Here is a 14115-nt window from a genome sequence, read left to right as displayed (position 1 = left end):
CATATGTAATATATGCAAGAAGTTATATTGTATGCTGCTTTTGGTTGGCATAGCCATATTGTTATGCAGTTGTTCCAATAAAAAAGCAGTGACGGACGCAGAGCGGACAGTTATTGATTTTAGTATATCTGATGAAAATCAGTTTATTGCAGATTTGGATGATATATATTCATCTTGTCAGGATATGAAATGCAAGACCGAGGAAGAAAAACTGAATCAGACTAGGACCGTAATAGAATCGATGGGAAGTAAGGGGTACATAGCTGTGGATGTGGAGAATCAGATCAATATGGCAAATGCAGAGAATGCGGAGATGTTTTTATCAGAGGTGGCTGAAAACAGAGATGCGGGATGTACAATACTGCAGGTCATGTATGATAAGTCCTTTGTAAGGTTTGATTTTAAATCAGGCGGTAACAATGTGATGATAACCAGGCGATTCTATGTGCGGGAGAATAACTGTTTTGTTGAGAAAAATGAAGAAAACTATAAGGCCTATACATGGAAATACACAGACGGATATCTATTTTTTGAGAGGTACAGGATGGGAGGATATGACGGAGATTCTGCGTATACGGCATTACGAGTTGAGCCTCTGGATGAGAAGTTAAGGGTACTTAACAGAAAGTATATCAAGACTATTGGATATGATTCGAATAATTTATTTACCACAAACTGGGATGAATCAGATATGAACAGAATAAATTATTATGATATCTATGAGGCACTTTACAAAATGAAATATGGTGTGTCCAGTCCCTATTCGGAGGAGGGGGTCACATATATGATAGAAGAAGAGTTATATGAGAAGGTGTTTCAGGAGTATTTGCCTGTGTCTACAGACGTACTTCAGCATGTCAATGTGTATGATGTGTCTAGACAAATGTATCAGTACAGAACGAGGGGGATGTTTGACCACAGTGTAACACCATTGGTTCCATTTCCAGAGGTAGTGGATGCTGAGTATAATGCTGACGGAACAATAACCCTCATAGTAAATGCTGTTTCGGAGAAAGATGAGAGTGGCAGATTATTTACACATAAGGTTGCAATAAAGGAGAAAGAAAATGATGGATTTGAGTATGTGTCAAATGATGTTCTGACGATGAACAAAGAGGGGATATATTGGTATAGAGACAGACTTTCTGATAAAGAGTGGCAGGAGTACTACGGAGATACAGAAAAGACCATCACAATAAATCAGAGTGGAAATGTTATTGATGATAGTCTGTTATCCGATGACGAAATGGAGAATGTTAAAGTAGATATAATAGGAATATTACAGTCAGATGCTATAAGAAAGTTGTATGAGGATGAAGATATTTCGAATAATAGTGATTTAATATATGGTGCAGTAGATATCTTAGGAAACAGTGGACTGATGTGTTTTTCTGATGATACCAATATGTATAATTATCAGCTATTTCAGTCATTTTATAGAAAATATACAGATGGTGGAGGGCGTGATTACATTTGCGTATATAGGGTAAACAGGGATGCAAGCGTGACGGAGATGACATTTGTGTATGATGACAGCCGGATACAGATGATTTTTAACACAGCAAAATTCGAGAATCATGACTGGAAGTTTATAGCGACTGGCATACGGGATTTAAAAGATATGAAACTCACACAAAAAGGCTACTTTATATATACATATTCAAATATAATAGCTCATGGTGGGCTGAAGGAGTATTTCAGAGTCAGTCCGTTGACGGATGAATGCAGGGAACTGACAAGAAAATATGTGTATGGGCTTAGTTATGTGAATTACAATATGCTTGTTATCGATTGGGATGAGTCAAATGCATCTGATATACTTGTGCCGTGTATGTTTGATGATATATACAGACTGTACACTGGTGAAAATCTGAAACCTGATGGTGGATGGATAGATGCAGACAAATATGAGTCTGTTATGTTGTCAATGTTCCCTGTCACTGTGACGGAGCTGAGGGATAAATGTGATTACAATCCAGAAAAAGATTCGTACAGATACCATGTCATCCTTGGAAAACAGTACCCACCATTCGGAGAGGTTGTGGACTATTCCTACAACGATGATGGAACTGTTTCGCTTATTGTTGATGCGGTGTGGGCTGACAAGGGATCGGACATTGCATTTAGAAATACACTTACAGTAAAACCGGAAGAAGATGGTACTTTCAAATATATGTCAAATCATATAGAGAAGATGGAATGTGACATACCAGTTTATTCTGACTGATATCCATAGGCATATATTCCAAGATCACGCAGTATTGACAGAGAGATCTTCGATGCGGAAAGTCCGTCCGCTGATAAAAACTGATTGTCATTTTCAGAAAGTGATATATTCGTGGCGAAAAAGTAATCATTATCATTGAGACCGTTTCAAGTTTTGTGTAAACGTTAAAAACTGATATAAGATTTGTGAATAGTTACAAATGGGCAGAGCCGATTTTCCGGATTCTGCCCATATCTGCATTATACAGTAGTTTTTAGGCATGTCAATAAAACCTGCCTAAAATTGACTGCTTTACAGGTTCCGTCCCGCCAGACGTTCTTCAAAATAAATTTCAAGCTGGGAATGGATCTGTCCCCAGTCCTGCCTGTGTCCGGTCCATTTTTTCGTGATATCCATGGTTGCCAGATACAGCATTTTCAAAAGGCTGTCATCCGACGGAAAAACCGTTTTGCTTTTGGTCACTTTCCGGAGCTGGCGGTTGAATCCTTCAATGGCATTTGTGGTATAAATCAGCCGTCTTACTGCCTCTGGATATTTGAAATAAGTGGACAGTGTTGCCCAGTTATCATGCCAGGATTTATAGATTTTCGGGTACTTGGAATCCCATTTATCCTTGAACAGTTCCAGTTCATTTAAAGCGGTTTCTTCCGTTGGAGCCGCATATACAAGCTTCAGATCAGCCATCAGTTTTTTGATATCTTTGTAAGAAACAAACTTCGTTGAATTACGGATCTGATGGATGATACACTGCTGAATCTCTGTTTTTGGATAAACAGCCTCGATTGCCTGTGGAAATCCATTTAAACCATCAACGCATGCAATCAGGATATCCTCAACGCCTCTGTTTTTTAATCCATTCATGATAGAAAGCCAGAACTTCGCACTTTCGTTTTCTCCAACATACATTCCAAGAACATCTTTTTTCCCATTCATATCGATACCAAGGGCAATGTAAACCGCACGTTTTACAATACGTCCTTCACTGCGGACGTGATAGTGGATTGCATCCATAAATACTACAGCATACACTTCTTCCAAAGGGCGTTCCTGCCATTCTTTTACAATCGGCAGGATTTTGTCTGTGATCCGGCTGATTGTGCTGTCAGAAATATCAATATCGTATAATTCACGCATGTGGGATTCAATGTCTCCAGTTGTCATTCCCTTGGCATACATGGAAAGTATTTTTTCTTCCATGTCCTGAGTTACGGTATTCTGATATTTTTTAATCAGCTGTGGTTCATAATCACCATTACGATCCCTTGGGATTGCCACATCCATATCTCCATAACTGGTGTGCATGGTTTTGCTGGAATGTCCATTTCTACTATTGTCTGTTTCTTTGTTTCGATAGTCGTACTTGGAATATCCTAATTCTTCATCCAGTTCTTCATCCAAAGCACCTTCCAAAATGACAGACATCATGTCACGCATGATACTGTTTACATCGGTGCCGTCTTTGATGCTGATATCATTATTCTTCAGATAATCACGCATCATTTCTCTCATTGCTGCTTTTTGTGGGCTGTCTTTTCTTCTTGCCATAAAAATAACCTCCAAACTGAGTAATTTTATCTTACATCAGTTTGGAGGTTTACACAAACTTTGGGATGCTCCCTTATCATTAGATGTAATGAATCCAACGAACCAGCCGTTTATATTTACATCATCAATTCTGCCGGTACCTGTCTTGCCATACAGACTTTTTCCATCAGAGCTTGCTATAAACATGGACTCCATGACTGTATCCACATTTGCCTTAGACAAGTTCCAATCATTTTTTTTCAGGTGACATAGCAGTTCTACCTGCTCTACCGGGGATATAGTCAGAGAGGATTCCAGCCAGTAACAGTTCTGAGCTGAATTGATATTCTGATTTCCATATTCAATAAGACTGAGAAAATTTTTCACATCTGTGTGGTCCATGGCTGCATCCAGATTGTCAAAATACCAGTTTACAGATCCGGTCATGGCAGATCGAAGTGTCTGGTCTGTGTTCCAGGCATCAAAAGGGTAAGAGCTCCCATCCCAGCGCATAAATGAGTTGTCGGAAGTTATGATGCCATGTTCAAGAGCCATCACTGCGTCATATATTTTATATGTAGAATCCGGTGAAGTGCGGTATAGGGCTTTGTCCTGGTTATAGATATACCATTTATCATTTCCCTTGTCGTACAGAGCAAAACAGCCGTTGTAGTCAGAAAAGTAGCTGGATAGATCCAAGGATTCCAGATTCATCGGGGCAAAATCCTTGTATTGTGTATCATCCAGAGCATATACAGATAATGGCGCACATACAGTCATCAGCAATATGATAATGGAAAATGCATATATACATTTCCGTTTTTCTCTGTTGGTGATAGGTTTGAAATCAACAATAAGCTGAAGCCTTGTTTTAAGTAAATTTTTCCTGCTTTTGCTCTTGAATGATAGCGATGATGAACTACTGAATCTGCTTGCAGCCGCACGGAGGATGGTCTGCCCATACTTCGCGGCATAGTTTTGACCGAGGCACTGTAATACATCATTGTCACATGCTTTTTCTCTGTCATGTCTTGCTGTATGTAATGTGTATATAACAACAGGATTGAACCAATACAGTATGCAGAATATGCAGATAAACATATTCACGGCATTGTCTCTGCGTTTAAAATGTTGTAGTTCATGTAACAAAATATGTCTCAGGTCGGTTATTGTGTAATCGGATATGCAGTCGTTGATTTGCCGTGGAATATATATAACAGGGCGGAATACACCTACAATGACCGCCCCAGATAAAGCAGAGGAGTAATATAATTTCGGTTTGTATCTGCGCACATTGCAGAGCTCAAGGCATTCCGAATATATATTCAATATGACAGTATCGTCGGTGACTGGAACAGCAGATTTTTTCAGCTTGTATAGTGATATGCCTGACACTATTAAACGGATGGAAAATATGTAAACTCCGGCAAGCCAGATAATAAAAAGGAGCTTTGGATATATTGTAGATGTACTGTTTACAGATACAGCAAAGTCGTTCATCCAGTTCACATTCGATGAAAGGTTGGCATTGATAGGCAAAGGAGTAACTGTATTTGCGGCAGAAGTACTTCTGTTAAATAATGATCGTATGAAACCTATGGCCTGGAATATAAATGAATTATTTACAGGGATAAATGGAATTACGAGAAGAAACAGCACAATATATATGGTGTTGTATCTGCCATTACATGTTAGCTGTTTTCTGAACATAAATCGAACAAATATCAGTAGCAGCAGAGAGAAACTTTTGGATATATTGCTGATAAAAAAATGTGTGAAAAATTCAGTCAAGCCTTATTTCCTCCCGGTGCCTTTTCCATTTAATATGTCTTGAAGTTCCTTTATATCATCAGCACTAAGCTCATCACTATCCACAAACGCAGAAACCATGTCGGATATGTGTCCATTGAAAAACTTCTTTAGAAAAGATGAGCTTTCATGTTTTCGATATTCCTCCTGACTGATGACAGGGGAGTAGACGAACATGCGGCCATTTTTCTCATAGGAGATAGCAGACTTATCAGAAAGTCTTTTGATGAGAGTCTGGATAGTCCTAGGATTCCATGAAGTGGTCTGCAACAGTTTGTCAGTAATGTCATTTGTGCTTATAGGGGCATATTTCCATATAACCTTCATAACTTCATATTCGGCTTCGGAAATCTGGGGAATGTGTTTCATAGATTATACTCCTTTAATACTACGTTTGTAATAACAGTATAAAGATTATGGGGTGGGGTGTCAATTGTGTTGTGGAGGTTTGTTCAATGATAGACTGGGTAAGTATAATTTTTTTGATCTTCAAGAATAGTTAGAATAAGCAAAAGCAGATAATGAAAGATCAGATATTTCGTTGAATATTTGATTATGAAACTTTTGTTGTCGGTTATCTCCAAATTGGCATAATATATATTTCAATGTCGATTATGTCATGGAGTGCTTCATTTGTTGATTTAGATGGATTGTAACATTTATGAAAGCCTTTGTATATACATATGAGGAAACTCTCCAAAAAGGATTGTTTAGCAGAGTATATAATTTTCAAACACCGGGTAACATACTCATATACAGGCTAAGGAGGTATATGAGATGATATCACCAGATACAATAAAGCTGCTCAGGGAATGTGATGCCGGGATCAAGATGGGTGTTTCGTCTATTGATGAGGTGCTTGGGTATGTGCACGCGGCGAAGATGAAGAAGATACTTATAGAATGTAAAGAGGAACACGATGCAATAAAACAGGAGATACAGAAGCTGCTGGATGAGTACCACGATGATGGCAAGGATCCAAATCCAATAGCCAAGAGCATGTCCTGGATCAAGACAAATGTGAAACTCATAGTGGATGAGTCGGACAATACCATAGCGGAGCTTATGACGGATGGCTGCAATATGGGTGTGAAGTCTCTGAACAAATATTTGAACGAATACAATGCAGCGGATGACAGGGCGAAGGATAAGACGAAGAGACTCATAGAGCTTGAGAAGAAACTCTGCGAGCAGATGCAGCCTTTTTTATAAGTGCTGGTTGACTAAAAAAGTTCTATTAAATATACTAGTAAATATGAGAACCCAACATGTCTGTAGATGACGCGGATCATGTTGGGTATTTATTGTTTTAGTGAAACAGAAAAATTGATACAAGAAGGAGAAGATATATGAGCAGACAGGTTTACAATCCCTTTTTGCCGCTGAATGAGTACATACCGGACGGTGAGCCGCATGTATGGGGCGACAGGGTTTATCATTATGGATCTCACGATAAGGAGGGCGGTTACACGTTCTGTATGCAGGATTATGTGGTGTACTCCGCGCCTGTAAAAGATCTAACAAGCTGGCGATGCGAGGGCATTACATACAGGGCGAGTCAGGATCCGGCATACCCGGAGCTGAAGTATATGTACGCGCCAGATGTTGTGAGGGGGAATGATGGCAGATATTATCTGTATTACTGTATGGGCGGTGACTACGGTTACGGCGGATACACAGGTCCAATCAGTGTGGCTGTGTGCGATACGCCGGCGGGCAAATACGAATATCTTGGCCATGTGCATTACAAGGACGGCACTGTGATGAAGAAGTACATTTGCTTTGATCCAGCAGCCATGAATGATGACGGAACCATCAGGATATTCTACGGAACCCAGTACGGATACGAGGAAGAGCCTGATTTTCTGACAAATGGCAGGCTGGATGATGAGGTATCTATGTTTGGAAGAACAAAGGAGGAGATACTTGGCTACAAGGACAGCATCATGGGACCGATCATGGTGGTGCTTGAGGACGATATGCTGACGGTCAAGGAAGAACCGAGGCACATCATTCCTTACGCTGTGAAGGGAACATCATTTGAGGAGCATCCATTTTTCGAGGGTTCATCCATGAGAAAGGTGGGAGACAAATATTACTTTGTTTATTCGTCATGGCAGAACCATGAGCTGTGCTATGCGGTGAGCGATTATCCGGATCACGGATTTACATTTGGCGGCACTATAGTGTCAAATGGCGATGTGGGATATAAGGGAAGAAGTTTCGAGAACAAGCTGAATATGACCGGAACTACGCACGGAAGCATAGAGTGCATAGATGGTCAGTGGTACGTGTTCTATCACAGACTCACACACAAGTCGGACTACAGCAGACAGGCCTGTGCTGAGAAGATATATATAGATGCGGATGGACACATAGACCAGGTGGAGGTTACGAGCTGCGGACTGAACGACGGCCCGCTTGCCGCAAAAGGCTCTTATCCGGCGGTGATAGCATGTAACCTGACAAATGGACATATGCCACACGGCTCCAACAGTATATATACGACAGAATTCCCTAATGTGACGAACAAGGGTGAGGATAGATTTATTGCGGAGATAGAGGATGGAACACTCATAGGGTATAAGTATTTTGCACTTGAGGGCAGCAGTACATTTGGCGTGAATGTCAGATATGAGACGGATGCCAACAAGGTGGTGTATGAGGGACCTGTCAGAGTAGATGAGAGATGTGAGAATCAGGAGCAGATCAAGGATGCAAACGACCTGACAGGAAATAAATCAACAAGCATGGACGAATCCTGTGATATCGATGCAGATGGAGTGAATGATAAGAAGCGTTCTGCATCAGATGTGCAAAATCATGGATACTTTGACATATGCGTGACAGAAGATAATGAGAGTATCGGAAGAATAGATATACCTGTATCTGAAGATATCTCAGAGACAGAGTGGAGATGGCGCGAGAACAAAGTGGATTTCCCGGAGGGAGTCCACGCGGTGTATCTTGTATACCATGGCAGCAGAAAGCTTCAATTAAAAGATATACGATTTAGATAAAATATTGAAAGAAGAGGGAGAATTATGAAGAAGTCAAATGGTGCGGCACTGATACCTATATACGTCTTCCTTGTCCTGTATCTTGGACTTGGAATACTGTTTGAGTACGTGCTGAAGATCCCGATGGGATTTTACAATATTCCAATAGTGGTCGCCTTCATGGTGGCGATATTTGTGGCATGTCTGCAGAACAGAAAGGTAAGCTTTGATGAGAAGCTTCAGATTATGGCAAATGGACTTACAGACAAAAATATTATAACCATGCTGCTCATATTCCTGACGGCGGGAATATTTGTGGGAGTCGTGGGGCGGAGCAGTGCCGAGAGTGTGGCATACTTTATGCTGAGTATCATTCCGGCGAGATTCTCCGTGGCAGTTCTGTTCGTTGTAGCGTGCTTTGTCTCAACAGCTATGGGAACGTCTGTTGGAACAATAACACTTCTGACGCCTATAGGAGTTGCGGTTGCCGATGCGTCAGGATTTAATCTGCCGCTCTGTGTGGCATCAATCATGGGTGGCGCGATGTTCGGAGATAACCTGTCGTTCATATCGGATACGACCATAGCAGCATGTAATGGTCAGGGGTGTGCCATGAAAGATAAGTTCAGGGCAAACTTCTGGATAGCATTTCCTGCGGCGATTGTGACACTCATAGTAATCTTGGTTAAGTCATTCAATACTGAGATAGGCGGAGTAGTACAACATGATTACAATATGATACAGATCATTCCTTATGTTCTGGTACTCATAGGAGGAATAGCAGGAGTTAATGTGTTTGTAGTCCTGATAGTTGGAATCGTGTCAGGTTCCATCATTATGCTTGCCACAGGGCAGACGGCAGCAGTGGATCTCCTGACGAATATGGGAAGCGGTGCAGCTGGAATGTTCGAGACGAGTATGGTTGCTGTACTTGTGGCTGCCATGTGTTCTCTCATCAGGGAGTATGGCGGATTTGAGGCACTGCTTTCGGCTATAAAGAAGGTGTTCAAAGGTGACAAGGGAGGTCAGCTCGGAATCGGACTTCTGGTTGGAGCCATGGACATAGCCACAGCCAACAATACGGTCGCGATAGTCATGGCAAATCCGATAGCAAAGGAGATGGCAGATGATTATGGTATATCACCGAAGAGATCTGCGTCACTGCTTGATACATTTTCATGCATATTTCAGGGAATCATTCCTTACGGTGCTCAGATGCTGGTTGCAATATCAGCGGTGTCGGAGCTGGGACATGAGATATCAGCATTCCAGATAATTCCAAATCTGTTTTATCCAATACTTCTTCTTGTCAGTTCGCTTGTGTGGATGCTTATAAGAAGTAATGACAAAACACATCTGGCAAAGAGACGGTAAAGAATATAAATTGACGAGATTTCGCAATATAATAAATAAATATTCGAAAAAACACGCAAAAAAACAAGAAAAATCTTGAAAATGCGTGTTTTTTCATTTTTATTTAAGAATTTTTATGCTATAATTTACACTTGTGAATTATAAATAAAAAACAGGAGGAGAAACATGGACGCATTCACAAACTTTTTAGGCAAAGTTGATGATATTGTCTGGGGCTTGCCACTCATAATACTCATCATCGTTTGCGGAATCTATCTGACGATCAGACTTAAGTTCCTTCAGATAGTTCATCTGCCAAAGGCACTGAGATTCATGATTAAGAATGAGGAAGACGGTACAGGAGAGGTGACGAGCTTTGGCGCGTTATGTACAGCACTTTCAGCAACTATCGGTACAGGTAATATCGTAGGAGTAGCAACAGCTATAGGTATCCTTGCCGGTGGTCCCGGAGCACTTTTCTGGATGTGGATCGCAGCGCTTTTTGGAATGGCAACAAAGTATTCAGAGGGATTGCTTGCTGTAAAGTACAGAAAGATTGACGAGGATGGACACGTTCTCGGAGGACCTTTCTATTACATTGAGAGCGGTATGGGTCACAAGTGGAGGTGGCTTGCAAAGATATTTGCATTCTTCGGAGCATGCGTAGGTCTTATGGGTATCGGTACATTTACACAGGTAAATGGTATTGCTTCTGCAGTTCAGGCTTTCTTTGATCCTGACAAGGCAAATACAATATCAATCTTGGGTAATGACTACTCAATAGCCATCGTCGTCACAGCATTTGTTCTTGCAATTCTTGTAGGACTTGTCGTAATCGGTGGAATCCAGAGAATATCAAAGGTTTCTCAGGTTATAGTGCCATTCATGGCAGTTCTCTACATTGTGGTGTGTCTGGTTCTTATAATAGTTAATATAAATAAGGTTCCGGCTGCATTTGCAACAATAGTTAAGTGCGCATTCAAGCCTATGTCATTTGCAGGTGGTGTTACAGCAAGTCTTGCAATTGCCATGCAGAAGGGTGTTGCACGTGGTATCTTCTCGAATGAGGCTGGTCTTGGTTCTGCACCTATCGCAGCAGCAGCAGCTCAGACAAAGGAACCTGTTCGTCAGGGACTTGTAACAATGACAGGTACATTTATTGATACTATCATCGTATGTACAATGACAGGTCTTTCAATCGTTATGATGGGAAGCTGGCAGGATGGCAGCCTTGAGGGAATCGCAGTCACAACTGATGCATTCCAGAAGGGACTTTTCTTTATGCCAGGTCAGGTTGCAGCATTCATCCTGATGATCTGCCTTGTATTCTTCGCATTTACAACTATCCTTGGTTGGGACTATTATGGTGAGAGATGTCTTGAGTACCTCACAAACGGCAGCAAGGTTTCAGTTCAGATCTATCGTTGGTTATACATACTTTGCGTATTCATCGGACCATACATGACAGTTAAGGCTGTATGGACTATCGCTGATATATTCAACGGACTTATGGCGATTCCGAATATCATAGCATTGCTTGCACTCAGCAGTGTGGTTGTGGCAGAGACAAAGGATTACTTTGCACGCCACAAGGAACTGTAGGGTTCAATAGAAGTAAATGTTTATATGTAATAATTGGGGAAGCACCTATCAGCAGTCAGGCAAAATTTTGTCTGGCTGCTTTTTTCTAAAGCACACCCAAAGGAGATACGAATGGATATATTTGATAAGATAGAGAAGTTACAACAGAGCAATGAATATTTTTATATAGATTATCTGCCGGAGAAGTGTATGGGAGACAGATTCTATGAGTTTGAAGAGTATTATTTCAGCAACAACCTGAACAGCTTTTGCGGGAAAGTATCCAATATAGTCATAACTTTGCTTGCATATTACGATGCGGTGGGCGTGATGACAGAATTCCCTGATGGATACACCGGAGATTACAAAAAGCTATATGACGAAAGTGTGGATATTGCAAAACAGGATTTCGAGTATATATCGGATTTGATACGTTTTGTATTGACAAATGAATTCTCATCGATGCAGTTTTTGATTGGAAAAGACAGAGATATGCTCTTTAGTATCAATAACAGAAATTCGATAGAGATAATAAATGCAAATTCGGAGCATATAGATTTGATACAGAAATTAGTTACGCAAGAGGGGCTGTATTTGAGAAAATATATAGAAGAATAATACGATGCAAATGGCATCCGCAAACACATCATTAGGTCTTAGAAGATGTATTTGCGGGTGCTTTTTTATTTGAGGGAGTTTTTTTGATTTATAAAGCAATAACAGTTGACAATAAAGTTAGTAGCGACTAACATTGTGGTTGTTAAGAGAATTGGATCAGGGGGATGTAACAAATGAAAGGTTCTGAAACGATAAAAGAAACACTGCACAAGGCGGATTGTGTCTTATATCCGGTTTGTGACAGAAGAGATAAAGTTGTCATTGTGTTATCAGGCAGCGAGGGCGGTCTGGAGTATACAGGAAAATGGAGGAAAAAGTTGTGAAAAAACAGTTTTTTGAGATCGAGAAGGATGGGTTCTACGGAACATATTACGAGAATCCAAATGGGGCTGACTGTGCATTCATAGGACTGTTTGGAGATGATCCGAATGATTTTATGGCGAAGTGCGGAGCAAAGTGGCTGCACAAAAATGGTGTGAACGCACTCTGTGTATCTCCCGGAAGAAAGAATTACAGCCATGTAAATAATCCGCTTGAGAGAATAGAGACGGCTATCGCATGGCTTAAGAGTCATGGAAACCGGAAAATAGGCATCATGGGAATGAGTACGGCTGGAATGGATTCCCTTGTTGCGGCATCGTATTTTCCTGATATCACATTGACATTTGGACTTACGGCAAGTGATTTTGTATGGCAGGGATTTGAACAGGGCAAAAAAGACGGATGTAAGGAATGGCCGATACCGGGTGCATCGACTCTTTCGTGGAGAGGCGAGCCTCTTGCTTATATGCCATTTGTGTATGAGCATCCTGTGTACTGGCAGAAAATCGAGGAGGAGACGAAGGACTCCGGTGACATTGAGCGCAGTACCTGCCTGTTCATCGATTCGGAGAAGGCAAGGGAACATACGGAAGAGGAAATGATCAAGGTCGAGAACATAAAGGGAAAGCTGTTTTTAATTGGCGCAGATGACGACTCATTCTGGGAGGCGGGCAAATACATCCGCAGAATGGATCAGCGTCTGAAGGAGCGCCCGCATACATGTGAGTATGTGCCGCTTGTGTATGAGCACGGAACCCATTTTGTGCTGCCGGAATCGATGCTTCGTATGGCGCTTCCGGTTGGACTGAAATTTGTCATGAAGTTTATATTCAAGGCTGCAAAGGATTATCCAAATGAGTGCGAGGCGACGAGAAAGGATATAGACAGAAGACTCTCAGCCGCACTTAAGGAATGGATACAGGAATAAAAAGGCAGGCGATTAGAATGTTGAAATATGGAATGTATGCAAAGGCTGTGGAACTGCTGTGTTTTAAGCAGGCACTTGCAAGGCTTGCGCAGATATATCCTGATATGGACATGAAGAGATATAAAAGATCCGTGAAGAGAGAGTACAAGGAGATGCTTCTCAGAACTCCCGATATAGGTGGAAGCTCACTGGAGATGAACCTGTATATCGCGGCATTTGTATTTTCACTGCACAAGGCAGAGCCGGATAGGATCACACCTGAAGTTGTGGATGAGATGGTCACTGCGGTGTTCGATTCGCCTTTCATGGTGAAGGCGCATGAGAACAAGAAGTGTACGCTCTTCACTGACAATGTTCAGGACAAAAAGGTGCAGGAGAGCATAGCAAGCCAGACATCAAAGTATGAGCTTGACTGGAAATTCCGCTATGAGAAAGGTGTCGACGAATTCTATAACACTTATACGGAATGTGGAATATGCAAACTGGGCAAGAGGGAAAACTGCTTTGAATTTGTTCCATGCCTGTGCAACATGGACGAGAGAAATTACAGGAATGAAGGAGGTCAGCTTCATCGTACCAAGACACTTGGTCAGGGTGATGAATGCTGTAATTTCCATGTCACACGGATACAAGGACGTTAAAATGGACTAGAGTCCAATGTTCACAATGTTAACCCGTGGATTTACGAGGAGTCATTTTAACAGCGTTTCCTTGATCTGATTTCGGCATTTGATAAATGCGGCAAATATTTTGTA

At 41.3% G+C, this 14115-nt stretch carries 12 protein-coding genes; 9 read left to right on the top strand and 3 right to left on the bottom strand.

Annotation, left to right across the window (positions count from 1 at the left end; all coding sequences use genetic code 11):
* Window positions 1-31: 31 nt before the first annotated feature.
* Window positions 32-2227: a DUF6070 family protein gene (locus NQ536_RS07455; RefSeq protein ID WP_004851291.1), complete on the top strand. Its 2196-nt coding sequence runs from the start codon at window positions 32-34 to the stop codon at window positions 2225-2227.
* Window positions 2228-2518: 291 nt separating this feature from the next.
* Here NQ536_RS07455 and NQ536_RS07450 read toward each other — a convergent pair whose 3' ends face one another.
* From NQ536_RS07450 to NQ536_RS07440, 3 genes are all read right to left on the bottom strand, one after another.
* Window positions 2519-3736 (bottom strand): IS256 family transposase, encoded by a 1218-nt coding sequence (locus NQ536_RS07450; protein ID WP_167530854.1) that lies wholly within the window; start codon window positions 3734-3736, stop codon window positions 2519-2521.
* 72 nt (window positions 3737-3808) lie between these two features.
* The gene (locus NQ536_RS07445) at window positions 3809-5461 is read right to left on the bottom strand and encodes a BlaR1 family beta-lactam sensor/signal transducer (RefSeq protein WP_004853061.1); all 1653 of its coding nucleotides are present in this window, start codon (window positions 5459-5461) and stop codon (window positions 3809-3811) included.
* An 84-nt stretch (window positions 5462-5545) separates the two neighbouring features.
* Complete coding sequence (locus NQ536_RS07440; protein WP_004853059.1) at window positions 5546-5929, bottom strand: BlaI/MecI/CopY family transcriptional regulator; 384 nt, start codon at window positions 5927-5929, stop codon at window positions 5546-5548.
* Between the two features lie 408 nt (window positions 5930-6337).
* Between NQ536_RS07440 and NQ536_RS07435 the strand changes: the two genes are divergently transcribed.
* The 8 genes from NQ536_RS07435 to NQ536_RS07400 all read left to right on the top strand — a co-directional run bounded on the left by NQ536_RS07435 (window position 6338) and on the right by NQ536_RS07400 (window position 14001).
* Complete coding sequence (locus NQ536_RS07435) at window positions 6338-6772, top strand: hypothetical protein (RefSeq protein WP_004853055.1); 435 nt, start codon at window positions 6338-6340, stop codon at window positions 6770-6772.
* A gap of 137 nt (window positions 6773-6909) precedes the next feature.
* Window positions 6910-8580, top strand: coding sequence for a family 43 glycosylhydrolase (locus NQ536_RS07430; RefSeq protein ID WP_004853054.1), 1671 nt, complete (start codon window positions 6910-6912; stop codon window positions 8578-8580).
* Window positions 8581-8604: 24 nt separating this feature from the next.
* Complete coding sequence (locus tag NQ536_RS07425) at window positions 8605-9933, top strand: Na+/H+ antiporter NhaC family protein (RefSeq protein ID WP_004853052.1); 1329 nt, start codon at window positions 8605-8607, stop codon at window positions 9931-9933.
* Window positions 9934-10098: 165 nt separating this feature from the next.
* On the top strand, window positions 10099-11514 hold the full coding sequence (locus tag NQ536_RS07420) for an alanine/glycine:cation symporter family protein (protein ID WP_004853050.1): 1416 nt from the start codon (window positions 10099-10101) through the stop codon (window positions 11512-11514).
* 111 nt (window positions 11515-11625) lie between these two features.
* Entirely contained in the window at window positions 11626-12111 is a 486-nt protein-coding gene (locus tag NQ536_RS07415) for a hypothetical protein (protein WP_044998313.1), read from the top strand.
* Window positions 12112-12284: 173 nt separating this feature from the next.
* Window positions 12285-12434 carry a hypothetical protein gene (locus NQ536_RS07410; protein ID WP_004853047.1) on the top strand — a complete coding sequence of 50 codons (150 nt, stop codon included), beginning with the start codon at window positions 12285-12287 and terminating at the stop codon, window positions 12432-12434.
* On the top strand, window positions 12431-13360 hold the full coding sequence (locus NQ536_RS07405) for an acyl-CoA thioester hydrolase/BAAT C-terminal domain-containing protein (RefSeq protein WP_022058733.1): 930 nt from the start codon (window positions 12431-12433) through the stop codon (window positions 13358-13360). The genes NQ536_RS07410 and NQ536_RS07405 overlap by 4 nt, the downstream gene beginning before the upstream one ends.
* Window positions 13345-14001, top strand: coding sequence for an L-2-amino-thiazoline-4-carboxylic acid hydrolase (locus NQ536_RS07400; protein ID WP_004853043.1), 657 nt, complete (start codon window positions 13345-13347; stop codon window positions 13999-14001). The genes NQ536_RS07405 and NQ536_RS07400 overlap by 16 nt, the downstream gene beginning before the upstream one ends.
* Window positions 14002-14115: the final 114 nt, after the last annotated feature.

This window comes from Coprococcus eutactus, assembly GCF_025149915.1.
Taxonomy (GTDB): Bacteria; Bacillota; Clostridia; order Lachnospirales; family Lachnospiraceae; genus Coprococcus; species Coprococcus eutactus.
The sequence above is the reverse complement of the archived record's forward strand: the minus strand, read 5'-3'. Positions and strand labels throughout refer to the sequence as shown.

What these genes read in the sequence shown, in the direction of transcription:
- NQ536_RS07455 (WP_004851291.1), top strand. Translation starts at nt 32, where the DNA reads ATGCTGCTTTTGGTTGGCATAGCCATATTGTTATGCAGTTGTTCCAAT.
- NQ536_RS07450 (WP_167530854.1), bottom strand. Translation starts at nt 3,736, where the DNA reads ATGAGAGAAATGATGCGTGATTATCTGAAGAATAATGATATCAGCATC.
- NQ536_RS07445 (WP_004853061.1), bottom strand. Translation starts at nt 5,461, where the DNA reads ATGTTCAGAAAACAGCTAACATGTAATGGCAGATACAACACCATATAT.
- NQ536_RS07440 (WP_004853059.1), bottom strand. Translation starts at nt 5,929, where the DNA reads ATGAAACACATTCCCCAGATTTCCGAAGCCGAATATGAAGTTATGAAG.
- NQ536_RS07435 (WP_004853055.1), top strand. Translation starts at nt 6,338, where the DNA reads ATGATATCACCAGATACAATAAAGCTGCTCAGGGAATGTGATGCCGGG.
- NQ536_RS07430 (WP_004853054.1), top strand. Translation starts at nt 6,910, where the DNA reads ATGAGCAGACAGGTTTACAATCCCTTTTTGCCGCTGAATGAGTACATA.
- NQ536_RS07425 (WP_004853052.1), top strand. Translation starts at nt 8,605, where the DNA reads ATGAAGAAGTCAAATGGTGCGGCACTGATACCTATATACGTCTTCCTT.
- NQ536_RS07420 (WP_004853050.1), top strand. Translation starts at nt 10,099, where the DNA reads ATGGACGCATTCACAAACTTTTTAGGCAAAGTTGATGATATTGTCTGG.
- NQ536_RS07415 (WP_044998313.1), top strand. Translation starts at nt 11,626, where the DNA reads ATGGATATATTTGATAAGATAGAGAAGTTACAACAGAGCAATGAATAT.
- NQ536_RS07410 (WP_004853047.1), top strand. Translation starts at nt 12,285, where the DNA reads ATGAAAGGTTCTGAAACGATAAAAGAAACACTGCACAAGGCGGATTGT.
- NQ536_RS07400 (WP_004853043.1), top strand. Translation starts at nt 13,345, where the DNA reads ATGGATACAGGAATAAAAAGGCAGGCGATTAGAATGTTGAAATATGGA.